A 26215-nucleotide genomic window follows, 5' to 3' on the forward strand; every position below is an offset into this window, starting at 1 on the left:
GCGTTCGGTGTGGCGTCCCTCGGGCGCCGGCGGTGTCTCCCTCACCGGCCGTCGCCCGTTGTGCGTCAAGTCCAGCCCAGGCCGCGGCGTCCGGCCACGGCCCGATAGGTGTCGATCGAGATGCCCGCGACGCGGCGCTGGTCGAATTCGGCCAGTGCGCGTCGCCGGGCGGCGGCGCCGAGTTCGGCGCGCAGATCCGGTTCGGTGAGCAGTCGGTCGATCGCGGCGGCCAGCGAGCGGGGCTCGCCGGGCGGCGCGAGGAGCAGGTGTTCGCCGTGGGTGCCGATCTCCCGGCAACCCCGGATGTCGCTGAGCACCATGGGCAGCGCGCAGGACGCGGCCTCCATGGCCGATCGTGAGAAGCCCTCGCGGTGCGAGGGCAGGACGAACACGTCGAGGGCGTTGTACACGGCGGGCATGTCGGAGCGTGCGCCGACGAATTCGACCCGGGACCCGTGCACGGCGCGCGAGACCGCGTCGGCCTTGTCCGGGTCCTCCGGCCCGATCCATACGAATCTGGCCTTGCCCGCGAGCAGTCCGGCTGCTTCCACGTATTCGAGGATGCCCTTTTCCGCGACCTGCCGCCCGACTCCGCCCACGAGCAGTTCGTCTTCGGCCACGTTCAGTGCCCGACGAACGGCCGCCCGGGCGACGGGATCGGGTCGAAAGCGGGTCAGATCGGTACCGTTGCCGACCACTCGCGCGCGCCACCCGGGCACGGCCCGGCGCAGCGTCGCGTGGTCGGTGGCGTTCTGGTACAGCTCGGCGTGCGAGGCGCGGGCGGCCAGGCCCTCGGTGCCGAGCACGAACGCCCGGCGGGCCCACGGGTCGCCGGGGCGGATCCACAGGCCGTGGCAGGTGTTGACCACCACCGGAACGCCGGTGGCGCGGCCCAGGATCCGGCCCAGCACACCGGTCTTCGGGTTGTGCGTGTGCAGCACGTCCAGGCGCAATCGGCGCAGGGTGCGCACCAGTTCGCCGGCGGCCGCGGCGTCGCTGCGCAGACTCCAGGCGCGGGTCAGCGAGTTCAGCGGTACGTGGGTGACGCCCAGCGCCTCGATCTCGGGGACGTAGGGGCCGGCGGCGCTGATCCCGTAGGTCTCGAAGCCGGCCGCGACGTCCTCCTCCAGTTCGGTGCGCAGGAGCAGGGCCAGGCTCATGTCGATGGTGGTCAGGTGGGCGACCCGCAGGGGTCGACCACCCGGCCCGCGCGGCTCACGCATGGGCACCGGCCCGCTTGCCCAGGCTGACCACGGCCGCGTAGGCGCGTTCCTGCGCGAGCCGGCCGCCGAGTTTGGCGCGGAAGAACGCGGGTGGGTCGGTACGGCGGACCGGGACCCGGCGCAGCCGGATCGGGTCGCAGCCCGGGAGGTTGCGGCCGAGCACGCCGGTGGCGGCGCTGCGGAACCGGCAGCGCAGGGCGTGCTCCATGTCCGGGACGGCGATGCCCCACGGGTAGGCGAAGTGGGCCGGGCGCAGCCCGAGTCGACGCTCGACGTCGTCGGAGGCTTCGTCGAGTTCGGTCGCGGTGAGTGCCTCGGGGCGGGCGTGGCTTCGGGTGTGGTTGCCGATGGTGGCCAGGCCCGATTCGGCCAGTTCGGCGACCTGCTCCCAGCTCAGCGCGGGGGATCCGCCGCTGGTACCGGTGGAGCCCTCCCAGCGCATCTGTTCGCCGATGCAGCCGGTGGCCAGGTAGAGGGTGAACGGCAGCGCGCGGGCCCGCAGTTCCGGCCAGGCATTGGCGTACACGTCGGCGAAGCCGTCGTCGAAGGTGAGCACGATCGAGGGTGTCGGGTCGCCGGCCGCGAGCCGGTCCACGGCGGTGTCCAGCGAGACCACGTGCGCGCGCGGGAGCAGGTCGAGCTGGGTGCGGAACGCGTCTGCGGGCAGGTCGAGTTCGTCCCGGCTGCCGCCGCCGACCCGGTGGTAGATGAGCAGTGTCGCGCCGGGCGCGGGATCGCGGCCGAGCGAGGTGGCGGCCAGGCCGCGCTTGAGCGTGGCGCGCACGCGGTCGCCGCTGATGGCGGTCATCGGGTGGTGCCCTTCGGGGTGAGCCGGGTGGGATGGGTACGGGCGAGCGGCCACGGGATCGGTTCGCTTTCCCGCCGGAGCGGGGTGCCGGCGCGGCCGGCGGGGTCGAGCAGGTGCAGCCGCAGGGTCTCGCCCAGGGCGGTGGCCACGCTGCGTACCGCTTCGTCGGGCTCCCACGCGTGTGGGTGCTCCCGGTCGGTGCCCAGCGCGGCGACGGTGTGCACGGTGCGGTCCGCGTCCAGGTGCACCAGGGTGTGTGGCTCCTCGCCGACCAGCCACCACGTCTCGCCGCGGGTCCGGCCCCCGTCGACCACGTCGGTGCCCCGATAGCCGCAGGCCAGCGCGATGGGTCGGTTGTGCTCGGCGCCTGCTTCGTGGACCGGGTCGAGCTTGTGGCCGGCTTCGCCGTGTGGGTTGATCGCGGGCGGGATCACCGTCTCGGCGACCAGGGTGGGTTGCTCGGCCGCGGGCTTGGCGCGGCGAACCCGAAGGTGTTGTTCGACCGACATCCGGGTGGCTCGGGCGAAGCCGCGGACGGGCAGGGTGGCGGCCAGCAGGCGTCGGTCGCGGATCGCCTCGATGTCCCACAGGGCGGGGCGCTCGGGGGCCAGTCGCAACTTCTGCGGGGTGCGGGTGGGCATCAGGTCGACCAGGCGCGGGCTGCTGCCGGCGGGCCAGGGTTCGGTCAACACCCGTTCCTGGGCCTGCCATTGCACCACGGTGCCGATGCCGAGCGCGGCGAAGCGCTCGTCGTAGGCGGTGGAGTGCCAGGTGGCCACGTCGCCCAGGCGGAACCACAGGTGCATCGCGGCGGGGATGCCGTCCACCCGCAGGATGTACAGCCGGGCCCAGTCGTGCCGGGCGGCGCGGGCGATCAGTTCGCGGCGGGCCTCGGCGGCGGCGGGTTGCAGCGGGCCCTTCCAGCTACGGGCGAACAGGTCGGTGTAGAGGGCGAATCCGGCGTCCAGGTCGCGCTCGGATCCGGTGTCGGCGCCGGCCAGTTCCTCGACGGTCAGGTCCCAGTGCGCGCGCACCCGGGCGGCGAAGCGATGTGCGTAGCGGTCGAAGCTGCGGAATCGGGCCTTGTGGCCGGCCCAGCCGCCTTCGACGCCGGCCAGCATGTCGCAGGCTTTTTCCCGGGCGGAGACGGTGTAGCCGCACGCGCGCAGTCCGGCGATCAGCCGGTGGGTCTCCGGGTCCCGGCTGGGCATCCGGTGCAGGCGCAGTTCACGGATGCCGGTGCGGGCGAGGGCGTCGGCGATCGAGTCGGCGCCGTGCGGTTCGTCGGGGTGCACGACCACGTGGCTGCGGGGTCGGCGGTGTGCCGAGAACACTCCCCAGCGTTCGGCGCCGATCCGCTCCAGCGGCAGCAACGCGCGCGGCTGGTCGGCGTCGTCGAGTACGGAGACCACCCGGATGTCGTCGAGCGGGTCGTGGTGGCCGTGCAGGGTGGAGGCGAACCACGCGTGCGTGTCGAACGGGTCGGCGTGCACGCCGCGGGCGGCCACGAGCCGGTCCCAGGACGCGGCGAACGCGGCGTCGATCTCCAGCGGGTGCATCGGGCGGGCGTGCATCAGGCCCCCTCGGCGCGGCTGAGCGCACCGCGGGCGTCGGTGCCGGCGGCGGACGTGGCGGCCTCGGCGGCCGTGCCGGGCACGGTGGTGACCGGGCCGGCTCCGGTCGGGGCGAGGCCGGCGGTGGGCGGGCCCCACGCGCGGGGCCAGCGCAGGCGCGGGTCGCGCACGGGCACCTCGTCCAGGTACCGGACGGGCGACGCGAGCAGGTCGGCCAGCATCAGCGCGATCGCCTCCAGGGTGTAGGTGGGGTCGTAGCGCACGACCTCGCGCAGGGTGGGTACGGGTTCGTGGTGGTCGACGCGGGCCACCGCCAGCGGGCCGGTGCCGATCCGATACCAGCGGTCGTCCGGCCCCCAGTCGGCCCGCATCTCCTGCGGGCCCCGGCGGGCGCAGGCCACGGTGAGCAGGCGCAGCGTGGGTTGGTCCAGGGTCAGCTCGGCGGCGGCTCGGGTCGGGATCTCGGTCGCGGGTCGGGCCTCGAACCGGCGGGCGGTGCCCGAGGAGCCGGGGTCGACCGCGGTCACCCGCGCGCGCAGGCCGCGGACCCGGGCCCGGGTGGCGATCGGGATCGCGCGTTGCGCCTCGCGGGCGCCGCGCAGCAGCGGCAACACCCGGCTGGGCACCCGGGCGGCGCACATGTCGAGCAGGGCGGGTCGTTCGGTGCTGACCCGGTCCTTGAGCGGGCTCGCTCCGGGCAGCAGGTCGATCAGGGTCAAGCCGCCTTCGGCGAAGGCAAGTTCCTGGGCGCGCCAGTGCACCACGTTGCCCGGGGAGAGCATCGCGGCGGCCGGGTCGTAGGCAACCGTGTGCCAGTGCACGACCGGGCCGATGCGTACGCCCAGGCAGGACGCGATGGCGCGGTCGTCGGCGTAGAGCACGTACAGCCGGGCCATGCCGCGCGCGTCGAGGGCCTGGGTGAGCAGTCGGCGGCGCTCGGGCGCGGCGCCGAGTCGGCCCTTCCAGCTCAGGTCGAACAGTTCCTCGTGGTCGGCCAGGCCGGCCGCCAGCGGCGGGGTGTCGGGCGCGCCGAAGGCGGCCACCCGCAGCTTCCACAGTTGTCCGGCCCGCCGGGTGGTCTGGGCGATCGCGCTGTCGAAGCCTCGGTGTCGGGCCCGGTAGCCGGACCAGCCGTCGGGGGTGGCCTCGATCATGTCGGTCATGCGTTCGCGCACGTCCACCGCGTAGCCCGCCTCGCGCAGCGCGGCGACGAGGGCGTGTGTGGCCGGGTCCCGGCTGGGCAGGCGCTGGAGCGTCAGTTCGCGGATGCCGGTCCGGCGCAGTTCCGCGACGAGTTGGCGCAGTACGGCGGGCTCCGGCTCGGGTGTGCCCAGCACGACACGTGTCCGTTCGCGTTGGCCGCGGCCGAGTTCGTGGGCGCGGCCGGCCGAGTCGAGCTCCAGCGGGAGCAGGGCCAGCGGGCGCCCGGCGGCGAATACGCCGGGTATGCGCACGTGTTCGGCCCGCTCGGGGCGGCTTGCCACCCACGAGGACGCCCACGCGTGTGTATCGAAGACGTCTGCCTGGACCCCCCGTCCCACCACCAATTCGTCCCACGCACGAGCCAGATCGGCATCGATCTCCTCGGCGCGCAGGGTCGATGCACGATTGACCATCGCCTGGCCCCCACCTCGCGGTCCCGATGTGAGCAGCATCGGAACGTTTGTGCCCAACCGGCGTCCCCCGCCCCCACACGGCCGGGACACGAGTCGCCCGCCGACCAGATTAGGCCGGATGGGTCACGCGTGAAGGGTGTTTCGCAATCCGTCCACGAGTCGTTGGTGATGCTCCGCGATATCCGGGGTTGGCAAGCTTGCCCCGATGTGGCCGGTGGACGGACGGCGGATGACCGGCGGTGGACGGCGTTCGGCGACCGGCTGACGGGAGGTGACCCCGCTGTTACGGTTCCGGCAACGACGCCGCGGGGCTGGGGAGGCTTGGGTGGGCGGTTCGATGGTGGGGTCGGTGCGGTCCGGGGGCGACGCGTTGTTGCGGCGTTCTCCGGCGCAGGTGTGGTTCGCGCGGCGCGCCCGGCTGCGGCTCGCGGTACTCGGGTATCACGGGATCGCCGATCCGGACACGTTCGCGGGCCAGTTGGACCGGCTGCGCCGGATCGCGCGCCCGGTGTCCCTGGACGAGGTGGAGACGGCGCTGGCCACCCGCCGCGCGTTGCCCGCCAAGGCGGTGTTGCTGACCTTCGACGACGGTGAACGCAGCATTCTGGAGCACGGTTTGCCGCTGCTGCGCGAGCGTGGCATCCCGGGGGTGGCCTATGTGGTGGCCTCGGCGATCGACTCGGCGACGCCGTTCTGGTGGCACGAGGCGGACCGGTTGGTCGCCGCCGGGGCGCGGGTGGCGGGCGAGCCGGAGCGTTCGCCGGGCGCGTGGGTGGCGTATCTGAAGACGGTGCCGCAGGAGCGGCGACTGCGCCTGCTCGCGGCGCTGCGCGAGGGCCACGAGCCGGTGCGGACCGCCCAGTTGACCGGTGCGGATCTGGGCACGCTGGAGTCGGGCGGCGTGCGGGTGGAGAACCATTCGCTGACCCACCCGCTGCTCGACCGGTGCACCGATGCCGACGTGCGGGACGAAGTGGTCGAGGCGCACGAGCGGTTGACCGGGTTGCTCGGTCGCGCGCCGAGTTCGTTCGCGTATCCGAACGGCAACTGGGACGTGCGGACCGAACGGTTGTTGGTCGAACTCGGTTACCGCACCGGGTTCCTCTTCGATCATCGGCTCGGACCCAGGCTGCCGGACCACCCGTTGCGGATCTCCCGCCTGCGGGTCGGGTCGAATACCCGCCCGGATCGCTTCGCGACGATCCTGTCCGGGCTGCATCCGGCCCTGCATTCGCTGCGCGGCGGGCGTTGACCTGCTTGAATCGGCGCGTTGTTCGGGCCGATGGTGCGCGGATCCGGTCGAGAACCCGACTCCGGTCGACGGACCCGACCGCGCTCGACGGACGAGACAGGGAGATCACCGTGCTTGCTCTGCCCACGCTGCTGCGCTCGCCCGGCGAGTTGGCGGCGCTGGTCCCGTCCTGGCGCGCGCTGGTGGCCGCGACGCCCGGGACGTCGTACTTCACCACGCCCGACTGGGTGTTGGGCTGGAGCGAGTCGCTGGGTCGGGAGCAGGCCGGCCGTGCGGTGGTGGCGGTGTGGCGTGCCGAGGACGGCGCCGCGGAGGCGGTCGTACCGCTGCTGCGCGCCCGTGAGCGGCTGCATCCGCGGTTGCCCGGCGGTGTATTGAGCTGGACGCTGCTGGGCACCGGGCCGGGCGCCGCGGACCACTGCGGGTTCGCCGTCGATCCGGTCCGACACCAGGACGTACGCGCCTGGTTGGCCTCGCTCGCCCGGCGGCGCAGCATGGTCTTCCCGCACCTGGACGCGGCCACCGGCGATCCGTTCCTGCCGCCCGGGGCCCGCGAGATCGAGCGCACCGCGTGTCCGGTGATGCCGGCCGACCCGAACGCGCTCGGCTCGGCCCGGCATCGACAGGGGGTGCGGCGCAAGGCTCGGAAGCTGGCCGAGGACGGGATCACCTTCGACTGGGTGACACCCGACGCGATGACCCCCGAACTGTTCGACGACCTGTTGCGGCTGCACCGGTTGCGTCGGGAGGCCATCGGTGGGTCGAGCGCTTTCGACGCGACCCGGCGTCCGTTGCACGCGGCGCTCGCGGCGCGCGCCGATGCCGATCGTGGGCCGTGCGCGCTGGTGGCGCGTGATCCGCAGGGCCGGTCGGTGGGGATCCTGTACGGGTTCCTGTGGCAGGACACCTTCGCCTACTACCAGTTGGGCTGGGATCCGGCCTACGCGAAGGCGAGCCTGGGCACGGTGTTGTTCCACGAGACGCTCACCGCGCTGGCCGCGCGGGGGGTGCGGACCTTCGACTTCCTGCGCGGGGCCGAGGAGTTCAAGCACCGATTCGGTGCGACCGATCGATACGACACGACATGGCTGGTGGCCCGGGGAGCGGGCGGCGCGCTGTTGGGCGCGAAGTCCGCCGCTCGCCGGGTCAGGGATCGCCGGCTGCGGCCGGTTCGGGGGGAAGCGTGAAGGATCGCATCAGGCTCGTGCACGTGGTGTGGCGGCTGAGCGTCGGCGGTGGCATCCCGCAGGTGAGCCGGCAGGTACTGGCCGGACTCGACCCGGAGCGCTTCGAGTGCCACGCGATCATCGCCCGGCCGGCCTGGGAGGAGGACCGGCTGGCCGAGTTGGGGCCGAACGTGACCGTGCACGCGCTCGACCACGAGGGGCCGACCCGGCCGCAGGACGAGATTCGGCTCGGGCTGCGGATTGCCTCGCGGGTCCGCGAGTTGCGTCCGGACGTGTTGCACGCGCACAGCGGCACGGCTCGGCTGTCGCTGCCGTCCGCGCTCGGCTCGCCGGGGACGCCGAGGGTGCTGGAGGTGCACGAGCCGCTCAAGGACGGCCTGCACTCCCGGCTGACCAACGGCATCGAGGTCGGCATGGTCAAGGCGGCCGGTTTCCGCCCGTTCGCGCATTCGACACACGTCCGGGATGCGACCGCGGCGATCGTGGGGTGGCGGCCGGAACGTATCCCGTTGGTGCCGTTGGGTGTTCCGGTGCACGAGCCGGATCCGGCGGCGGGGTCGGCGTTGCGCGCCGAGTTGGGCATTTCGCACGAGGCACGCGTGGTGGTGGGGGTCGGTCGGGCGACACAGAAGAACATCCCGCTGATGGTGCGGGTCGGCGCGGACGTGGTGCGCAAGCTCGGCGACGCCGGTCCGCCGGTGGTGTTCCTGGTGATCGGTCGTCAGGAACCGGAGATCGCGGCGCTGATCGAGGAGTTGGGCGTCGGCAAGCACGTGCGGGTGGTCCCGCCGTTGCCGCGACTGAGCGACGCCTTCGACGCGGCCGACCTGTTCCTGTCCACGTCGCACTACGAGGGCTTCGGGCTCGCGGTCGCCGAGGCGATGATGGCGGGCGTACCGGTGGTCGGCACGGCGGTGGGCGGGGTGACCGACGTGGTCGCGGACGGGGTCACCGGGCGGTTGTTGCGGGCGGGTGATCGCGGCGGGCTGGTGATGGCGTGCCGCGAGTTGCTCACCGACGACGCGTTGCGGGCCCGGATGGGCGCGGCGAGCCGGGAGCGGGTGCTGGGCCGGTTCACCCGCCGGCACATGCTGGACGGCTTCGCCGAGGTCTACGAACGCGCCGCGCACCGCCGCCGCTAGGCGCCGAGGGCGCGGCTCGGCCCCGAGCGCCGGCCGGACTGCTACCGATCGATCCGGCCGGCGTTCACTGATACCGATCAACCCGGCCGGCGTTCGAGGCCGCTCGATGGGTGGGACGACCGGGGTCGGTCAAGGGCACAGTTCGGTCAGGATGTGGTCGGCGACCGCGGACCAGGTCATCGTGGTGCGCAGTTCCACGCCGCGGGTGAGGGCTCGGGTACGGAAGGTCGGGTAGTCGGCGCTCAGTTGGGTGAGGGCCTCGGTCAGGGCGTCCACATCGCCCGGCGGTACGGCGATGCCCGCGTCGCCCACGATCCACGGTTGGTTGCCGACCGTGGAGGCCACGCACGGCAGGCCGCGGGTCAGCGCCTCGACCAGGGCGATGCCGAACGCCTCCATGTGTGTGGGGATCACCACCGCGTCGGCCTCGTCGTAGGCCGCGCCCATCGCCGCGTGCGGCACCCGGCCCAACGCCCGCACACCGGGCGGCAGCGGTCCGTCGGGGCCGCTGCCGACCAGGGTCAACGTCCGGCGCGGGTCGCGCGCGTACAGGCGCGCGAAGGCTTCCAGCAGCGTGGGGCCGCCCTTGAGCTCCCACTGTGTACCGACGAACAGCAGCCGGGGCGGATCCGCCGCACGCGGACCGGGATCCGCCGCCGCAGGGCCCGCGTTGGTGCCCGCGCCCACCACGTGCACCCGGTCCGCGGCCAGCCCGTACTCGGTGACCAGCACGTCCGCCGTGCTCGGCCCCATCACGAACACCCGGTGCGCGCCCGACAACAGGCGCCGCTCGCGGGCCAACCACCCGTCCGTGAAGCGGGATCGATGCATGCCGCCGACCGCCGCGCCCTCCAGGCCCACCCGGTCGGTGTAGACGCCGTAGCGCACCCCCGCCGGCGGCACCAGCGCGGGCAGCGTCTGCACGATCAGCACCGGACGGTGCGGGCCGAGCAGACCTCGCGCCCGGGCCCTGCGATCCAGCGCCGCCGTCCAGGCGTGCGTCTTGGTCCACGGCGTCCCGGGCCCGGCTCGGCGCGCCTCGCGCACGGCCCGCAACCGGGCGCCGGCCAGACCCGGCGCGCGGGCCAGCGGCATCAGGTCGTGCGCCTCGACCGCGGTGCGCTCCGCCAGCGCCCGGCGCAGCGCCGGCACCGAGCCGGAGAACGCCCCGACGTGCAGCATGGTCAGGCCGGTCGAGCCGGTCATCCCGTCGTGGCCCCACGCGCGCCGCGCGTGCGCCGGCGCAGGGCCTGGCCGCGCTGCCCGGCCTTGAAGCCCACCAGCCGCCCGCCGACCCGGACCGCCTCGCCCACCCGGCCGCGCGCCACCGGCCGCTCCAGCCGTGCCTGTTCGTACCATTCGACCAACCGGCCGGCCTGGCTCTCCAGCGCGAAGCGCTCGTGCACCAGGTCCAACGCCCAGCCGCCGATCCGCTCGCGTTCGGCCTGATCCCGCAGCAGCGCGGTGAGTTGGCCGACCAGCGGGTCCTGCTCGACCGGCACCCGGCCCGCGCCCAGGCCGTAGAAGCCGAGCGCGTCGAAGTCGCCGATCGTCTCCGGGGTCACCGGTTTGCTGAAGCCCTGTTCGCCGACCACCACCGTGGGTTTGCCGAAGGCCATCCCGCGCAGCGCCGAACTGCCCATTCCCACCACGACGTCCGCGAGCGCGTAGGCCGGGCGCGGGTCGGCCAGCTCGCCGGTCAGCACGATCGCGCGCCGACCCAGGTTGCCGTTGTGGTCGGCGGCGCGGGCCTGGAGTTCGCGTTCGATCGAGCCACCGCCGACCATCACCAGGCGCAACCCGGGAATGTCCGGGGACAACCGGGCGACGGCGTCCATGGTGCGTTCCAGGTGTTCCTGTTTGAGGTGCCGGGCCAGCCGCGACACCACCACCACGGTGGGTGCGGGCTTGAGCAGTCCGTGTTCGGCGGCGAACGCGTCGACGTCGACCTTCGGTGTGCCGTCGGCCTTCGCCGAGCCGACCGGGTGGTCGATCGCGGTGTCCACCGGCGGCTCCAGCAGGTGCACTCGCGCACCCTCCAGGCCGCGCAACTCGCCGGTTTCCTCGTACAACTCGCCGTAGCCCACGGTGAGCGGCACGCCGGTGCGCGGAAAGTACGGGGGCAGGCTGCCCATCGACATGATGGTGCCCAGCACCGGGGTGCCGCGCGGCACGAAGGCGCCGAGGAACGCCTCGACGAGCGGCCAGTATTCATAGGTGTGCACCACGTCGATCCGATGCCGACGCACCGCCGCCGCGATGGTCCGGGAGACTGCGGGCGAGGGCCGCACGTGGGCCCGTTCAGGGAGTGCGAGCAGCGGCAGTCCGGCGGCGGCTACCCGTTGCCGGAGCGGGCCCTGACGTCCCATCACCCACACTTCGTGGCCGAGGTCGCGGACGGCGCGGGCCAGGTCCACGGCGTTGATCGAGCTGCCGCCGAGTTGCATGTCGTGCGGACACACCAGGATGCGCACGGTCGGTCACCCCTCCCAGGTGTGGTCGACGTAGACCGGCGCGGCCAGCACCACCGCGCGCGGCGGGGTGTCCAGCTCGGGGCCGGCCACGTCGAACTGCTTCGCCGGATGCCAGGTGGTCAGCGGGTGCCCGTCCCGGTCGTAGACGCCGATCCACAGCGCGTATCGGCCACGTGGCAGCGGGAGTCGGTCCAGGGTGCACCTGACCCGGTTGCCCGCTCGGCCGAACTGCACGTCCCGGCGGGTGGTGAAGACCGGACTCGCGGTGCCCTCGGTGACCCCGATATGCACCGAGGCGGGTCCGCGATGGTCGCCCGTGAACTCCGCCTCGACCACCATCGACCGGTTGGTGGTGGGGCCGGCCGTGTCCACGCCGCGCACGTCCACGAAGGTGGTCCGGATCGCCTCGTCGGTGCGGGTGCGCGCCTCGGTCTCCTCCTCGACGCTGTCCCGATATCCGCGCAGCGCCTGCCGGATCGGGCCGTCGGTACGGATCTCGCCCTGCTCCAGCCAGATGCCGCGGGTGCAGATCGACTCGACCGAGGCGAGGTCGTGCGAGACCAGCACGAGCGTGGTGCCCTGTTCCAGCACCACCCGCATCCGGTCCAGGCATTTCTGCTGGAAGAGCGCGTCGCCGACCGCGAGCACCTCGTCGACCAGGAGCACGTCCGGTTCCAGGAACGCGGCGACCGCGAAGCCCAGTCGCATCTGCATGCCGGAGCTGTACCACTTGACCTGCCGGTCGATCGCGGTGCCCAACTCGGCGAAGTCCACGATGTCGTCGAAACGGTTGGCCACCTCGGCCCGCTTGAGGCCGAGCAACGATCCGTACAGGAACGCGTTCTCACGTCCCGTCAGGTCCGGGTGGATGCCCGCTCGGACCTCGATCAGCGCGCCGACGCGACCCCGCACCTGGAGTCGGCCGGCATAGGGGTACATCACCCCGGTGAGCATCTTGAGCAGCGTCGACTTGCCCGACCCGTTGGAGCCGATCAGGCCGACCGCCTCGCCGGGGTCGATGTGGATGTCGATGTCGCGCAACGCCCAGCGCCAGTCCGCCTGGTCGCGGCCGGAGATCTTGCGCGCGATGCGGCCCAGGTTGTCCCGCAGGAGCATGCGCTGACTGTCCGCGCGAAATCGTTTCCACAGGTGCTCGGCCCGGATGGTGCCCAGCGGCAGGGTGCCCGGCTTGGCCGGGGCCTTGGTCGTCGTCGGGCTAGGCGACATCGGCGATCCCCGCTTCGAGCTTCTTGAAGATCTTGTATCCGACGATCAGGAGCACGGTCGCCGATCCGGCAGCGGCGCCGGTGAGTTCCCAGTCGGGTTGTTGTCCGTACAGGATCGACCGTCGGTAGCCGTCGATCACGGCGGCGAGCGGATTGCAGATCACGTACGGCAGCAGCCAGTCCTTGGTGATCTGGTCCATTCCGTAGGCGACCGGGGTGGCGAACATGCCCATCTGCATGAGCAGCGGCAACACGTGTCGGATGTCGCGGAAGTAGACCACCGCCGCGGACAACACGAGCACCACCCCGAGGGTGACCTCGAATTGGATGAGCAGCAGGATCGGCAACGCCCAACTGGTCGCCGCGGGCGGCGTGGTGTACGCCGCGAACAGCACGACCAGTACGGAGGAGGCGATCAGCATGTCCACGGTGGCCACGATCACGGTGGCGAACGGGAAGACCTCGCGCGGGCAGTAGACCTTGTTCAGCAGCGGCCCGTTGGACACCAGGGACGAGGAGCCCTGGGTCACCGAGGACATGAAGAACGTCCACGGGAGCAGGCCGAGGTAGCTGAACAGCGGGTAGGGCACGTCGTACTTGTGCGCCGTCTCGCTGAGGTTGCCCACCCGCTGGAAGACGACGGTGAACACCAGCATCAGCAACACGGGGGTGATCACCGCCCACGCGAAGCCGAGAACGGCTTGTTTGTAGCGGGCCTTGAGGTCGCGCTCGGCCAGGGTGCGGACGAGTTCGCGCGAGTGCCACAACTCGCGGATGCCGCGGATCAGGCTGGTGCGGCGCTTGAACTTGAGTTCCGGCGGTGGTCCCTTGATCTCGGGGTCGGGTGCCTGTGCTGCGGCGATCCGGCCGGTTCCGCTGCCGACGCCCGCCATGGGCGCCGCATGTCGTCCGGTACCGGTGCGACTGTCGATGGTCGGCGTGGTCGCTCCCCCGTGGCCCGTGATGGGCGCTCCGTTGACGTGTGTTCGGTGGTCGGCGGGTTCGTCGACACTGCCGCCCGGCCGCGCATGCCGGCCCACCCGGCCCATGCCGTCGCCGGGCATGCCGACGGCACCCCCCACATACTCCCCCACGGACTCCCCCTCCCTGGTTCGACAACAACCTTGGCACATGCGATCTCCCCACGAGTCGCATTCGGCCGTACGGAACTCGACGCTCCCGCCCTACTTCTTCCCCACCCTGCGGTCCTGCGGCCTCATCGGCGCTGTTCGTCGAGCAGCGCGATCCACGCGTCCACCACGGTCTCCATCGCGTGCCGTTCCAGGCAACGGGCCCTGGCCGCACGCCCCATCGTGTCCCGATCGGCCAACACCCGGCGAATCGCGGCGACCAGCGCCCGCGGATCGCCGGGGCCGGGGCCGACGTCGGCGAGCGCGCCGGTGACCCCGTCCACGACCACGTCGCGCACGAAGCCGACATCGGTCGCCGCAGCCGGGACCGCGCTCAGGCCCGCCTCGACGAGCACGCCCGGGACGCCCTCGCTGGTGCTGGACAATACGAGCAGGTCGGCGGCCCGGTACACCGGACCCGGGTCGGCGAGGTTGCCGGTGAAGGTGACCCGGCCCGGCGCCCGGCGTTCGGCGAGCGCCTCCAGGGCGGCCCGTTCGGGGCCCTCCCCGGCCACGAGCAGGCGGTGGTCCGGGGTTTGCGGATGCTCCCCGACGCTCGCCGGCTCGGTGCCCGCGAGCAGGCCGAACGCCTCGATCGCCAACGCGACCCGCTTCTCGCCGGCCAACGCGCCCACCACCGCGAGCACCGTCGCCTCCGCCGGCAGCCCCAACTCGGCACGCGCCTTGGCCCGATCGCTCTCGTCCGGCGGCGGGAATCGTTCCGGTCGGCGGCCGTTGGGGATCGCCCGCACCCGCTCCGGCGCCAACCGGTAGGCATGCAGCAGCACTTCCCGGCCCATCGGCGACACCGACGCGATCGCCGTCGCGCGGCGCAACATCAGCCCGACCCGGGCCCGCCGCAGCGCGTCCTTGGCCCAGTGCCGGGGGTCGCCGATGTTGACGTAGACGAACGGCGTGCCCGCGCCCACGAGCGCGATCCCGCAGGCGTCCAGCGTGGTCGAGCCATGAGCGATCACCAGGCCCACGCCCGCCGCCCGCCGGCGCAGTGCGCGCAACGTGCGCGGGTGCAACCGGCCCGGCCCCAGCACCGGGATGTCCAACTCGCCGGAACCCGCGAGCGCGACGATCGACGACGCCCGGCCACGCTCGCGCAGCGCCACGTCCAAGTCGTGGGCGAATGCCTGTGATCCCCGGCGTCGGGGGTCGGTCACGACGTGCAGGACCGCACGCCGGTCCGTCGGTGTCCCCATGAGGTGACAGGTTGTCACGAATCCCGCCCCGCCGGGGGCGTATCGATGACATGCTCAGCCGTGTGGGGTGGGGGCGCCCTGGTGTCGGCGACTTGCCGAGCAAATTGGCGGGGATGGCAGAGGTGATGCAGTGCACGTGCTCCAGGTGATCGACAGCGTGGATCGAGTCGGTGGGGCCGAGCGGGCGGCGGTGGCCATGGCCCCGCAGTTGATCCGCAGGGGAATCACGCTGGACATCGCGTATCTCTTGGATTTGGACGGATTTCAACCGGAGTTGACCGAGGCCGGGGTGTCGTTGTTCGGCGTGCATCGCGGTTCGCGGGCGGGTTCGGCACGCGGACTGGCCCGGGTGATCCGCGATCGCCGTCCGGATCTGGTGCACACGACCCTGTACGAGGCGGACATCGCCGGACGAATCGCCGCACTGGCGACCGGCGTTCCGGTGGTGTCGAGTCTGGTGAACACCTCCTACGGTGCGGAGATGCGCGACCAGCCCGGGATTCGGCCGTGGAAACTGCGGGCCGCCCAGGGCCTGGACGCGGCCAGCGCGCGCGGCGTGCGCCGTTTCCACGCGTTGACCGAGCACGTGGCCGGTGTGATGTCCCGCCGACTGGGGGTGCGCCGCTCGCGGATCGAGGTGGTGCCGCGCGGACGCGATCGCGAACTGCTCGCCGCCGCCCGGGATCGCCGCGACGCCACCCGGGCCGCGCTGGGGCTGGGGCCGGACGTGCCGGTCCTGGTCACGGCCGCCCGGCAGGAGTACCAAAAGGGTCTGGACGTGCTGATCACCGCGTTCGCCCGGGTGCGCCACGAGGTCCCGGACGCGGTCCTGTTGCTGGCCGGACCGGACGGGAGCCGCACCGAGTCGCTGCGCCGATTGGCGGCCGAAACAGGCGGAATCGGGGATTCCGCCGGCGCGGCGGAGCCCGTACGGTTCTTGGGACACCGTGACGACGTGCCCGATCTGATGGGCGCGGCCGATGTGTTCGTGCTGCCTTCGCGCTGGGAGGGGTTGGGCAGCGTGCTGATCGAGGCGATGGGGGTGGGGACGCCGATCGTCACCAGCGACCTGCCCCCGGTGCGCGAGATCACCGGGGCGGGCGACTGTGCGGCGTTGGTGCCGCCGAACTCGCCCGAGGCGCTGGCGACGGCGCTGGTTGCCGCCCTGACGGAGCGGGAGAAGACCGCGATGCGCACGGAAGCGGCGTATCGACGTTTCGGCGAGGAGTACACGATCGACAGCGTTTGCGACCGGATGGTCGCGTTCTATGCCCGGGCCATCGACCCCAGAGCCGGCCGTGACGTGTCGTCAGGTCCGGTGCGGTGACGGCCACCCGAACACACCCGTCGGGATCTCGACGGAATCTCCACACTTCCGGCACAGTCCCGGGACCGATCGACACCGCGAGTGCTCTACGTTTGGCCTGCCCCGCGGTCCGTTCGCAGGGCGGCAACTCGAACCGGAGGGGGACCGGTGGAAACCTCTAGCTACTTCTCCGTTCTCCAGCGCCGTTGGCCGCTGGTACTCGCGTGTTTGGCGATCGGACTGCTCGCCGGGTTGATCCTGACGCCATCGGACCCCAAGGGCACGGGCAATCAGTGGACCAGCTCGGTCAACGTGGTGCCGGCGCCGAACTCGGCGAAGGAGTTCAATCTGGCTCCGGTACAACTGATGACGGACGGCGGTGAGGTGGCCCGCCGGGTGGCGAAGCGGCTGAACAACCCGGATCCGGCCGTGCTGGCGGCCAAGGTCACCTCGCAGTTGAACCCGGACCTGGGGCTGGTGCAGATCGCGGCCAAGGCGCCCAGTCGCAAGGCGGCCGAGGATCTGGCCACCGCGTGGGCGCAGGAGACCGTCGCCGCGTTCGGCGACTCGCAGCGCAAGACCCGCCAGGGTCAGGCGGACAGCATGACCGCCCAGTTGGACAAGCTCAAGACCGACATCGACGGTCTGGAGAAGAGCACCACCAACGCACCGGTGGGCAAGAAGGCCACGCTCCAGGCCGAGTTCGACGCCAAGCGCGGGCAGTACACCACGCTGGTGGGCCAACAGCAGGAGCTGATCAACCCGCTGAACGACCCCAAGGTCGAGGTGATGGACGGCCTCAAGAGCACGCCGGACTCCACCACGAGCATCCTGGCGCCGACCTCGCGTCCGCTGCGGATCGGCCTCGCGGCGGCGCTCGGGCTCGCGCTCGGGTTGATCGCGGCGCTGATGGTGGACCGAATGGACGTCCGGCTGCGCGGGCGCATCCAGTTGGAGGACGCGTTCGGCCTCCCGGTGATCGCCGAGGTACCCAGGGCGACCAGGCGCCAGCGCGCGGGCCACGCGGTGCTGGTCGCCGGACGGCCGGAGAGCCCGGTCGCGGAGGCGTATCGCACGCTGCGTTCGGCGCTGTTGTTGTCCGGGCCGCCCGGGCTGGCCTATCGGCTCAGCGGCACCGATCCGCGGCAGACCAGGGCCACCGCGATGCCGGTCCGCCGGATCAGCGACCCGGCGCCGGTGATCCTGGTGGTGTCGCCGAGGCCGGGCGACGGGCGCACCAGCACGGTGGCCAACCTGGCCGCGGCGCTGGCCGAGGCGGGGCGCTCGGTGCTGGTGCTGGACTGCGACTTCCGTACTCCGGCCACCCATCTGTACCTGGGCGCCAAGCCGGGCAAGGGCATGTCCGAGGTGCTGCTCGCCGAGCAGGAGATCGACCTCCAGGACGTGATCCGCGGCACGAACATCCCCAACGTCCGGGTGATCACCGCCGGCGCGCCGGCCGCCTACCCGGCCGCGCTGCTGCTGCGCGCCGGCGAGGTGGTGCAACGCGCCCGGCATCACGCGGACGTGGTGCTGGTGGACAGTGCGCCGCTGCTGTACGCGAACGACACCAACGACCTGGTGCAGCACGCCGACGCGATGTTGGTGGTGGCCCGCAGCGGCAACCTGACGGCCGATCAGGCCTCGCGGGTGGGCGAGCTGTTGACCCGTACCGGGGTGCCGATCGCCGGGGTGGTGCTGCTCGGGGTGGACCCGCAGCGCTCGATGGGCGGCGGACTCAAGCGCGGATCGCGCGTGGGCGCGGTGGGCCGGATCGGCTCGACCGCGGGCCTGGTGCTGCGTGGCCGCTCGGCCGCCCCGAGCCCGGTCGAGGACGAGGACGCCGAGCGACCCGCGCCCAGTTGGGCCAAGCGCGGCCAACTCACGGACGGTGAGCCGGAGTCGACCCCGAGCGGGCGGGGCACGCACCGCGCCGAACCGGTGGCCTCGACGCCGGACTCGGCGGACCCCGGATTCCGGGTGCAGTCCGCGACGGAGCGGGCGTTGCACAACGGCGCCGGTGACGGTGCGCAGCTCGGACCGCACTTCGACACGTGGTCCACCGTCGAACTCGGCTCGGAGGATCGCTGATGGGTGACCGCGTTCGCGTCCTGTGGCTCGCCAAGGGTCTGGGGCGCGGTGGCGCCGAGCAGTTGCTGGTCAACTGCGCGCGACACCTGGACGGCGAACGCTACGAGGTCGAGGTGGCCTACGTGTTGCCGTGGAAGGACGCGCTGGTGCCGAACCTGCGGGAGTTGGGCATCACGGTGCACTGCCTGGGTGGCGGCCGAACCTGGCCGCTGCGGTTGCGCGCCCTGTTGCGAGCGCGCCACTACGGCCTGATCCATACCCACATGCCGGTCCCGGCGGTGGCCGCGCGGGTGCTCTCGCGCGGCGTGCCGCTCGTGCACACCGAGCACAACATGTGGCCGCGCTATCGGCGACCGACCCGGATCGCCAACGCCTGGACCTACCGGCGCAACAGCGGGGTGATCGCGGTCTCCGGCGCGGTGGCCGAGAGCATCCGATCGACCCGGTTGCGGCGCGGGACCACGCCGACGGTGATCCACCACGGCCCGGACCTGGGCGAGGCGTTCGCCGGACCGGGCGCGCGGGAGCGGGCCCGGCAGGCGCTGGACCTGGACCAGGACGCGTTCACCGTCGGCACGGTGGCCAACTTCACGCCGAAAAAGGACCAGTTGGGCCTGCTCGACGCGCACGCGCTGCTGCGGGTCCGGTATCCGGACGCGGTGCTGGTGCTGATCGGTTCCGGCCCGCTGGAGGCGACACTGCGCGAGCGGGCGAGTCGTCCCGACCTCAAGGGAGCGGTGGTCTTCGCCGGCTCGCGCGGCGACGTGCCCATGCTCCTGCCCGGATTCGACGTGTTCGCGCTGAGTTCGCGGCAGGAGGGGTTGCCCGTCTCGCTGATGGAGGCGATGACGGTCGGCCTGCCGTCGGTGGTGACCGCGGTGGGCGGGATGCCGGAGATCGTCACCGACGGTATCGAGGGCACGGTGGTGCCGGCCGGTGATCCGGCGGCTTTCGCCCGGGCGTTGACGGCGTTCGCCGACAATCCGGCGCGCCGGCGCGCGTGCGGCGAGGCCGCGGCCAAGCGCTCCGACGAGTTCGATGTCGCGGGCGCGCAGCGGCGGATCGAGGACGTGTACGCGAGGGTGCTGGAGGGATCGCGGTGAGTGGACCGGAGCGGGACGGTTCGCCGTTCACCGTCCGCGAGTTGGGCAAGCACGACGAGCCCCGGGTGTTGGCGCTGCTCGGTGACGCGTTGTCGGGTGGCCCGACCGGTGAGCGCACCTCGGAGTTCTTCCGCTGGAAGCACCGGGACAACCCGTTCGGCGCCAGTCCGGGCCTGGTCGCCGAGGCGGCCGGCCGGGTGGTCGCGGTACGGCTTTTCCTGCGTTGGGAGTTCGTGCTCGGCGGCGAGGTGATCCGGGCGGTGCGCGCGGTGGACACCGCGACCCACCCGGACGTCCAGGGCCGCGGCCTGTTCCGCCGGTTGACCACCGAGTTGCTGACGCGGATCGAGGCGGACACCGCGCTGGTGTTCAACACCCCGAACGGCAACAGCCTGCCCGGCTATCTGCGGATGGGTTGGCAGGAGGTCGGCAAGGTGCCGGTGTCGCTGCACCCGATCCGGCCGATCGCGTTCGCACGCGGCCTCAAGGAGTTGCGTGCCACCGGCGATCTGTCCGGTACCTCGCAGTCCTGGAACGAGGTGGACCCGGCGGCACGTTGCCGCTTCCCGACGGCTCGTCAGTTCTTCTCCGATCCCAAGGCCGCGGTGGGCTTCGACGAGTTGGTCGCGGAGGCGGACGCGGGTGACGCGGCGATCGGGCACGACAAGCTGCGCACCGCGCTCACCGGCGATTTCCTGCGCTGGCGCTACGGCGACGCGCCGGGCCTGGACTATCGGGTGGTCGCCTCGTACAAGAACGGCGAATTGACCGGCGTGGTGTTCGGCCGGCCGCGACTGCGCGGTCCGCTGGTCGAGTTCACGCTGTCCCAGATGGTGGTGCGCCCCGGCGACCGCGACACCGCGCGCAAGTTGTTCTCCGGGGTGGCCATGTCCGGTTGCGACCACGTCGCCACCCATCTGGCGCGCGGCTCCGAGGCGGCGCGGGCGGCCCGCTACGCGGGCTACGCCACACCGCCGCGCACCGGCATGCTGCTGGTCGCGCGGACCGTGCACCCGCATCCGATCGACGTCCACGACCTGCGCTCGTGGCAGCTCTCCCTGGGGGACTTGGAGGTCTTCTAGCCATCCGGCGGGCAGCCCCCGGGCCGGTCCACAGCCGCCCCCTCGCCGCCCGCCCGACGCCGCACAGGTACGCCGTCCCGCAAGGAGCTCCGTTGTCGTCCCGTCTTGCGCCGTACACCCGGTGGGTGCCTCCGTCGCGACTGCCGTGGGGTTCCCTGCTCGCGCTCGCCGCGGTCGGTCTGTATTGCTCGGTGTTCGCGTGGGCGATGGAGTATCGCCCGTACGACACGTGGGGCGCGCTGATCGTCTTCCCGCTGCTGCTGACCATCAGCGTGCCGCTGTTGTCCCGGTTCTCCCGCGACGAGCCACCGTGGGTGCGGCGGTTGGTGATCGGCGCGCTGGTGGCCAAGTTGCTCGCGTGCTTCGCCCGGTACTGGATGTCCTTCGTGCTCTACGAGGGCCGCGCCGACGCGGCCACCTACGACCTGGTCGGGCGGGCCATCGCGCCGCACTTCCGGGACGGCGACTTCACCGTGGACATCGGCCGCAAGGTGATCGGCACCGGCTTCATCATGATCGTCACCGGGATCGTGTACGCGATCGTCGGGCAGTCGTTGCTGGCCGGCTACCTGGTCTATTCGTGGCTGGGGTTCTGGGGCCTGTATCTGTTCTGGCGCGCGTTCAACGTGGCCTATCCGGACGGTGACCGGCGCCGCTACGGCAAGTTGTTGTTCTTCCTGCCGTCCCTGTTGTTCTGGCCGTCCGGGATCGGCAAGGACACCTGGATGATGTTCACGCTGGGCCTGGCCGCCTATGGTGTGGCGCTGCTCCTGGTGCGTCGGCGCGGTGCGTTCGTGTTCCTGATCCTGGGCGCGGTGGGCACCACGATGGTGCGCCCGCATGTGACGGTGTTGCTGCTGTGCGGGCTGTGTGTCGGCTACCTGCTGCGCAATCGACCGCAACAGGCGTCCGCGCTGGGGCCGTTGCGGGCCGGTTTCGGGATCCTGGTGCTCGGGGTGGGCTGTGTGCTCGCGCTCCAGCAGGTGGGCACCTTCTTCGGGACGCCGGGCATCGGGGCCGCGCAGGCCAATCAGGTGATCGCCAAGACCCAGACCCAGACCGCGCAGGGTGGTTCGGCGCAGGCGGTGGACGATTCGGCGGCGCTGTCCATTTCGCCCGCCGCGCTTCCGCAGTCGTTGGTGACCGTGCTGTTCCGGCCGTTCCCGTTCGAGGCGCACAACATCCAGGCGCTGGTGGCGTCGCTCGAAGGGGTCGTGTTGATGGGCCTGTTCGTGGTCGCGCTGCCCCGATTGAAACGCATTCCGGGCCTGCTGATCCGAAGACCCTACGTCGCCTTCGTGATCGTCTACACGCTGGTGTTCGCGCTCGCGTTCGCGAACATCCGCAACTTCGGCATCCTCACCCGCGAACGGGTCCAGGTGTTCCCGTTCGTGCTGGTGTTGCTCGCGGTGTCGAAGCCGGATCGCACCGAGACCGACAAGGGCGGGAGTTCGGAACGCAGGCGACGACGGACGTCGGGGCGGCCGCAGTCGGCCCCGGCGGTCGACGCCGCAGGTGGGGAAACGAGTTCGACCAGTCCGGGGTATCCCGGTGAATCCAGGGGGGATGGGGCATGGCGGTGACCGGCAAGCCGGCGGTTCTGGGTGGGGACGCGATGTTCGCGGAGGGGCTGCCGCTGACGCGCGTGCAGGTGCCCGAGCGGGAGGAGTTGGCGCGACGGCTGGACACGATCCTGACCAGTGGTCAGTTGACCGACGGGTCCACGGTGCGCGAGTTGGAGGAGGCCGCGGCGGCGCAGTTGGAGGTGCCGTACGTGGTGGCGGTGTCGAACTGCACCAGCGGGCTGATGCTCGCGTTGCAGGCGCTGGGGGCTCACGGGTCGGTGGCGATGCCGGGGTTCACCTTCTCGGCCACCGCGCACGCGGCGCACTGGGCGGGGGCGACTCCGGTGTTCGCCGAGGTGGACCCGGACAGCCTGACCCTGGACCCGGCCGACGCGGCGGCGCTGTTGGCCGAGTCGGGCGCGTCCGCGTTGATGGCCACGCACGTGTACGGAACGCCGTGTCGGGTCGAGGAATTGGCGAAGGTCGCGGCCGACGCGAACGTGCCGATCGTCTACGACGCGGCGCACGCGCTGGGCAGCCGGCGAGCGGGTACGCCGATCGGTGGCTTCGGCGCGGCGGAGGTGTTCTCGCTGAGCCCGACGAAGGTGGTGATCGCGGGCGAGGGCGGGCTGATCGCCACCCGGGACGAGGAGTTGGCCAAGGCGTGCCGACTGGGCCGCGGGTACGGCAACCCGGGCGACTACGACTGCCTGTTCCCGGGTCTGAACGCGCGGATGTCCGAGTTGCACGCGGCACTCGCGCTGGTCTCGCTGCGGGGCCTGCCGGAGCGGGTGGCCACCCGGTCGCATCTGGTGGGAGTGTTCGCGGACGCGGTGCGCGACGTGCCGGGGTTGCGGCTGCCGGCGCTCGCCGAGGGCGACGTGTCCACCTGGAAGGACCTGACCCTGATCGTCGACCCGGACGCCTTCGGCCTGGACGTGCCGACGCTGGCCCGGGCGTTGAAGGCGGACGGGATCGACTCGCGCCGCTACTTCCACCCGCCGGTGAATCAACAGAAGGCGTACGCGCATCTGCCTTCGCGGGCGCTGCCGATCACCGACGACGTGTCGTCCCGGGTGTTGACGCTGCCGCTGTGGTCGCACATGGACGAGCCGACGGTGCGCCGGGTCGCGGACGCGGTGACCCGCGTGCACGAGCACGCCGACGGCGTACGGGCGGCGGGCTAGCCCGAAGGGTCCGGCCGGGCCGATGGCGGTCGGTTCGGCCGGGCCGGTCGACCTGCTCGCGGTCGGGCTGAATTCGGCCCGGCCGGCGTTTGAGGCCAGACGGGCGGGGCGACGGTCGGGAGATGGTGGCAGGCCGGTGGCTGATCGTGCTGCGCGTGGCCGCGAGCATCGTGGTCGTGCTCGCGGTGGTCGTGCTCACGGCCGCCGGCACCGCCCGCAGCACCGTGCTCAACCGGGCCTTCTATCAGGCGGCCCTGGACGACGAGCGCGCCTACAACCGGATGTACGACGAGGTCCTGGTCGACCCGGCGGCCGCACAGGTCACCCGGGACCTGCTGGCCCGGATCCCGGTGCCGTCGTCGGTGATCACCGCCAACCTCAAGAGCGTGCTGCCGCCCGCGACCCTGCGCGGCATCGTGGACCGGCAGATCGCCAACACCATCGGCTATCTGCGCGGCGAACAATCGGTGTTGCGGCTGACCGTGGACCTGCGCCCGGTGCTGGGCAACGTCGGCAATCTCGCCGAGCTCTACCTCGGTGACCTGATCGCCAATGTGCAGGGCAAGCCGTCGGCGGACTTCGGCGCGTTCCGCTCCGGCCTGGACGCCGCCCTGGACGACCTGGCCGCCGGGCGCCGCCCGGCCGACTTCCCGTCCTTCGCGTTGGACGGGCCGAGCATCGCCGCGACCACCGACGCGCTGGTGGCGATCGTGCCCTCGGACGCCGAGGCGCAGGTGCGCGACCAGGTCACCGCCGCGCTGGCGACCGGCGACATCGCGGGCGCGCTGGCCGTGGTCGGGCCGTATGTACTGGGCGGCAGCGCCGGGTCGGCCGGTTCGGATCTGGCCGCGCGTACCGACGACGGACAGTGGGACATGCTTCCCGACCTGGAGCACGCCGGCCTGGATCTGAGCAGCGTCTCCACCACGCGCGGTTTCACCAGGCTCGCGCTGGGTCCGGTCCAGACGCTGGCCACCGTGCTGGGCATCGTCGCGGTGCTGCTGCTGTGGTTCACCGGGCCGCGCTCCTGGACGCGCCGGGTGTCAGCGATCGCGTGGGCGCTCGCGGTCGGCGGGGTGTTCGCCGGGGCGCTGGTCCTGCTCGTGCGCTCGGAACTGCCCGACGTGTCGGCCAAGCCCACGTCGAGTTGGCCGCACTCGGTCAACACGCTGGTGGGCGATGTCCAGCAGGCCGCGATCTCGTCGCTGACCGGCGTCGGCCTGTTCGCCGCACTGGTCCCGCTGGTCCTGGGTCTGGTCCTGGTCGCGGGCGCGTGGAGCTGGCGGCGGACGGCCGCGCGCCGCGCGCTGAACCTGCCGCCCCGGCACCGGATCGCGATCGCCGCGACGGTGGGCGTGTTCGCGGTCGCCACCGTGGTCCTGGGCGCGACGGTGGTCCCGGTCGCGGCGGGCAGGACCGAGGAGCCGCACTGTCTGGGCTCGATCGAGCTGTGCGAGCGCCGTTACGACGAGGTGGCCTACCTGACCACGCACAACGCGATGGCCAGTACCACCGACCGGTTCATCGGCCCGCTCCAGGACCCGGACCCGATCGCGCAGCTCAACGCGGGGGCGCGCGGGCTGCAACTGGACACCTATACCTGGGAGCTGCCGGATCAGGTCCAGCCGCGACTGAGCCTGTCCAGCTTCGCGCCGGACATGCAGGCCGAGATCCTGCGCCTGATCGACCTGGCCAATCCGCCACGCCCGGGCCTGTGGTTGTGCCATGCGCTGTGCCGCGCGGGGGCGGTCCCGTTGGCGCCCACGCTGCAGCGGATCGGCGCCTGGTTGGACGGGAATCCCGGGGAGGTGGTGACGCTGATCCTGCAGAACGACATCACCGGCGAGCAGACCGAGCAGGCGTTCCGCGAGGCGGGCGTGGAGCGGCTGTTGTACACGCCGTCCCCGGATCCGGCGGCGAGGTGGCCCCGACTGGGCGATCTGGTCCGCGCGGACAAACGCCTGGTGGTGTTCGCCGAGCGCGGCAGCGGTCCCGCGCCGTGGTACCGCAATTTCTACGAGTACGGCATGGAGACACCGTTCGCGTTCGCCTCCCCCGCCGAGATGTCCTGCGAGCCCAACCGCGGCGGCACCGACAAGCGACTGTTCCTGCTGAACCACTTCATCACCAACCGCGGCGGCAGCCGGTTGGACGCGGGGCGGGTGAACGCGCGGCAGTACGTGCTCGACCGGGCCCACGCGTGCGAGGCGCGGCGCGGGCGGCCGGTGAACTTCGTCGCGGTCGACTACGCGACGATCGGCGACGCGGCGGGGGCGGTGGAGGTGCTGAACGCGACGCGCTCGCGGTCGGGCTGAGCCGGGGCCGAACCCGGGCGCGGCTCAGTCGAGTTGCCTGGCGAACGTGCTCGCGAGCGTGGCGATGCGATCGGGCGGCAGCGTCTCGGCGGAGACGAACAACACCGCCTCGCCGGGGCCGTCCACGTTCAGCCGGACGGCCGCGACCTTGCCCTCGCCGACCGGGACCACCTGTTGCGGCGCGATCCGGGTCATCCGGGTGGCGAAGTCGCCGAGTGTGTCCACGCTCACGCCGGCATCGCGTTGGATCAGTGGCAGCGCCGCGTTGATCGCGGGACCGCGCCGTGCGGCCCAGGTGTCCACGTGGATCTCGACGGTGCCGATCTTGTATCGACAGGTGGCCTCGACGCCGTTGGATCGCTGCATCGCGGTCAGGTCCGAGTACGGGTCGCGCGCCTTCGCCTCGTCGTCGGACCAGCCCTGGCTGCCGTCCGCGGCCGGATCGCCCGGGGTGACCACCCCGTCGAGGTGGATCGCGGCGGTGGCCGCGGCGACGTCGAACGGCAGCGGGCATTGCGGGCCGCCCGCGCCGATCGGCCGGACCGCCTGCCGGAACTTCTCGATGTTCAACCGCTTCGAGGCCCCGGACAGGATGTCGTCGCCGTCGCTGCTGCACGCGCCGATTCCGGTGACGGCCAGTGCCCCCGCCGCGCATACGGCGAGGACCCGGCCACGTGGATGCTGCCTACGGCTCATTCGCGCAGCGTACTGAGCGTTGGTCAG

Annotated in this window: 20 protein-coding genes; 10 read left to right on the forward strand and 10 right to left on the reverse strand. The window is 72.2% G+C overall.

The features are described 5' to 3' along the window. Positions 1-65: 65 nt before the first annotated feature. Genes ACH4U8_RS38405 through ACH4U8_RS38420 form a run of 4 tightly spaced genes read right to left on the reverse strand, consistent with a single transcriptional unit; the run spans position 66 to position 5221 of the window. The gene (locus ACH4U8_RS38405; RefSeq protein WP_360309617.1) at positions 66-1223 is read right to left on the reverse strand and encodes a glycosyltransferase; all 1158 of its coding nucleotides are present in this window, start codon (positions 1221-1223) and stop codon (positions 66-68) included. Beyond that, positions 1216-2031, reverse strand: coding sequence for a polysaccharide deacetylase family protein (locus ACH4U8_RS38410; protein WP_360309619.1), 816 nt, complete (start codon positions 2029-2031; stop codon positions 1216-1218). Before ACH4U8_RS38410 ends, ACH4U8_RS38405 begins: the two co-directional genes overlap by 8 nt. Beyond that, positions 2028-3605 (reverse strand): GNAT family N-acetyltransferase, encoded by a 1578-nt coding sequence (locus tag ACH4U8_RS38415; protein WP_379988939.1) that lies wholly within the window; start codon positions 3603-3605, stop codon positions 2028-2030. Before ACH4U8_RS38415 ends, ACH4U8_RS38410 begins: the two co-directional genes overlap by 4 nt. Next, the gene (locus tag ACH4U8_RS38420) at positions 3605-5221 is read right to left on the reverse strand and encodes a GNAT family N-acetyltransferase (RefSeq protein ID WP_395782794.1); all 1617 of its coding nucleotides are present in this window, start codon (positions 5219-5221) and stop codon (positions 3605-3607) included. Before ACH4U8_RS38420 ends, ACH4U8_RS38415 begins: the two co-directional genes overlap by 1 nt. Before the next feature lie 325 nt (positions 5222-5546). Between ACH4U8_RS38420 and ACH4U8_RS38425 the strand changes: the two genes are divergently transcribed. The 3 genes from ACH4U8_RS38425 (at position 5547) to ACH4U8_RS38435 (ending at position 8802) form a co-directional block, all read left to right on the forward strand. Further along, complete coding sequence (locus ACH4U8_RS38425; protein WP_395782795.1) at positions 5547-6473, forward strand: polysaccharide deacetylase family protein; 927 nt, start codon at positions 5547-5549, stop codon at positions 6471-6473. Positions 6474-6583: 110 nt separating this feature from the next. Next, a complete protein-coding gene (locus ACH4U8_RS38430) occupies positions 6584-7660 on the forward strand; it encodes a GNAT family N-acetyltransferase (protein ID WP_395782796.1) in 1077 nt (358 codons plus the stop codon). After that, positions 7657-8802 carry a glycosyltransferase family 4 protein gene (locus ACH4U8_RS38435; RefSeq protein WP_395782797.1) on the forward strand — a complete coding sequence of 382 codons (1146 nt, stop codon included), beginning with the start codon at positions 7657-7659 and terminating at the stop codon, positions 8800-8802. Before ACH4U8_RS38430 ends, ACH4U8_RS38435 begins: the two co-directional genes overlap by 4 nt. Positions 8803-8931: 129 nt before the next feature. Here the strand turns inward: ACH4U8_RS38435 and ACH4U8_RS38440 are convergent, their stop codons facing one another. The 5 genes from ACH4U8_RS38440 to ACH4U8_RS38460 all read right to left on the reverse strand — a co-directional run bounded on the left by ACH4U8_RS38440 (position 8932) and on the right by ACH4U8_RS38460 (position 14843). Further along, entirely contained in the window at positions 8932-10008 is a 1077-nt protein-coding gene (locus ACH4U8_RS38440) for a glycosyltransferase family 4 protein (RefSeq protein WP_395782798.1), read from the reverse strand. Next, a complete protein-coding gene (locus ACH4U8_RS38445) occupies positions 10005-11276 on the reverse strand; it encodes a glycosyltransferase family 4 protein (RefSeq protein WP_395782799.1) in 1272 nt (423 codons plus the stop codon). Before ACH4U8_RS38445 ends, ACH4U8_RS38440 begins: the two co-directional genes overlap by 4 nt. Before the next feature lie 6 nt (positions 11277-11282). Further along, positions 11283-12503: an ABC transporter ATP-binding protein gene (locus ACH4U8_RS38450; protein WP_395782800.1), complete on the reverse strand. Its 1221-nt coding sequence runs from the start codon at positions 12501-12503 to the stop codon at positions 11283-11285. Continuing rightward, on the reverse strand, positions 12493-13596 hold the full coding sequence (locus ACH4U8_RS38455) for an ABC transporter permease (protein WP_360309637.1): 1104 nt from the start codon (positions 13594-13596) through the stop codon (positions 12493-12495). The genes ACH4U8_RS38450 and ACH4U8_RS38455 overlap by 11 nt, the downstream gene beginning before the upstream one ends. Positions 13597-13718: 122 nt before the next feature. Continuing rightward, a complete protein-coding gene (locus ACH4U8_RS38460; protein ID WP_395782801.1) occupies positions 13719-14843 on the reverse strand; it encodes a glycosyltransferase in 1125 nt (374 codons plus the stop codon). Between the two features lie 130 nt (positions 14844-14973). Here ACH4U8_RS38460 and ACH4U8_RS38465 point away from each other — a divergent pair, with 130 nt between their 5' ends. From ACH4U8_RS38465 to ACH4U8_RS38495, 7 genes are all read left to right on the forward strand, one after another. Continuing rightward, positions 14974-16170: a glycosyltransferase gene (locus ACH4U8_RS38465; RefSeq protein WP_360309641.1), complete on the forward strand. Its 1197-nt coding sequence runs from the start codon at positions 14974-14976 to the stop codon at positions 16168-16170. Positions 16171-16317: 147 nt separating this feature from the next. Beyond that, on the forward strand, positions 16318-18240 hold the full coding sequence (locus tag ACH4U8_RS38470) for an AAA family ATPase (RefSeq protein WP_395782802.1): 1923 nt from the start codon (positions 16318-16320) through the stop codon (positions 18238-18240). Next, the gene (locus ACH4U8_RS38475; protein WP_395782803.1) at positions 18240-19343 is read left to right on the forward strand and encodes a glycosyltransferase; all 1104 of its coding nucleotides are present in this window, start codon (positions 18240-18242) and stop codon (positions 19341-19343) included. Before ACH4U8_RS38470 ends, ACH4U8_RS38475 begins: the two co-directional genes overlap by 1 nt. After that, complete coding sequence (locus tag ACH4U8_RS38480; RefSeq protein WP_360309647.1) at positions 19340-20425, forward strand: GNAT family N-acetyltransferase; 1086 nt, start codon at positions 19340-19342, stop codon at positions 20423-20425. The genes ACH4U8_RS38475 and ACH4U8_RS38480 overlap by 4 nt, the downstream gene beginning before the upstream one ends. 92 nt (positions 20426-20517) lie before the next feature. Further along, positions 20518-22008, forward strand: coding sequence for a hypothetical protein (locus ACH4U8_RS38485; RefSeq protein ID WP_395782804.1), 1491 nt, complete (start codon positions 20518-20520; stop codon positions 22006-22008). Next, complete coding sequence (locus ACH4U8_RS38490; protein ID WP_395782805.1) at positions 21999-23177, forward strand: DegT/DnrJ/EryC1/StrS family aminotransferase; 1179 nt, start codon at positions 21999-22001, stop codon at positions 23175-23177. The genes ACH4U8_RS38485 and ACH4U8_RS38490 overlap by 10 nt, the downstream gene beginning before the upstream one ends. Positions 23178-23299: 122 nt before the next feature. After that, positions 23300-25492, forward strand: a complete 2193-nt coding sequence (locus tag ACH4U8_RS38495; protein ID WP_395782806.1) for a hypothetical protein — start codon at positions 23300-23302, stop codon at positions 25490-25492. A gap of 24 nt (positions 25493-25516) precedes the next feature. Here the strand turns inward: ACH4U8_RS38495 and ACH4U8_RS38500 are convergent, their stop codons facing one another. Then, positions 25517-26188: a hypothetical protein gene (locus ACH4U8_RS38500; RefSeq protein ID WP_395782807.1), complete on the reverse strand. Its 672-nt coding sequence runs from the start codon at positions 26186-26188 to the stop codon at positions 25517-25519. Between the last annotated feature and the right edge of the window lie 27 nt (positions 26189-26215).

The organism is Embleya sp. NPDC020886 (assembly GCF_044333915.1).
Lineage (GTDB): Bacteria > Actinomycetota > Actinomycetes > Streptomycetales > Streptomycetaceae > Embleya.

Bases quoted from the DNA above. Each gene is read 5' to 3' on its own strand.
- ACH4U8_RS38405 (WP_360309617.1), bottom strand. From the start codon at position 1,223: ATGCGTGAGCCGCGCGGGCCGGGTGGTCGACCCCTGCGGGTCGCCCAC.
- ACH4U8_RS38410 (WP_360309619.1), bottom strand. From the start codon at position 2,031: ATGACCGCCATCAGCGGCGACCGCGTGCGCGCCACGCTCAAGCGCGGC.
- ACH4U8_RS38415 (WP_379988939.1), bottom strand. From the start codon at position 3,605: ATGCACGCCCGCCCGATGCACCCGCTGGAGATCGACGCCGCGTTCGCC.
- ACH4U8_RS38420 (WP_395782794.1), bottom strand. From the start codon at position 5,221: ATGGTCAATCGTGCATCGACCCTGCGCGCCGAGGAGATCGATGCCGAT.
- ACH4U8_RS38440 (WP_395782798.1), bottom strand. From the start codon at position 10,008: ATGACCGGCTCGACCGGCCTGACCATGCTGCACGTCGGGGCGTTCTCC.
- ACH4U8_RS38450 (WP_395782800.1), bottom strand. From the start codon at position 12,503: ATGTCGCCTAGCCCGACGACGACCAAGGCCCCGGCCAAGCCGGGCACC.
- ACH4U8_RS38460 (WP_395782801.1), bottom strand. From the start codon at position 14,843: ATGGGGACACCGACGGACCGGCGTGCGGTCCTGCACGTCGTGACCGAC.
- ACH4U8_RS38475 (WP_395782803.1), top strand. From the start codon at position 18,240: ATGGGTGACCGCGTTCGCGTCCTGTGGCTCGCCAAGGGTCTGGGGCGC.
- ACH4U8_RS38490 (WP_395782805.1), top strand. From the start codon at position 21,999: ATGGCGGTGACCGGCAAGCCGGCGGTTCTGGGTGGGGACGCGATGTTC.
- ACH4U8_RS38495 (WP_395782806.1), top strand. From the start codon at position 23,300: ATGGTGGCAGGCCGGTGGCTGATCGTGCTGCGCGTGGCCGCGAGCATC.
- ACH4U8_RS38500 (WP_395782807.1), bottom strand. From the start codon at position 26,188: ATGAGCCGTAGGCAGCATCCACGTGGCCGGGTCCTCGCCGTATGCGCG.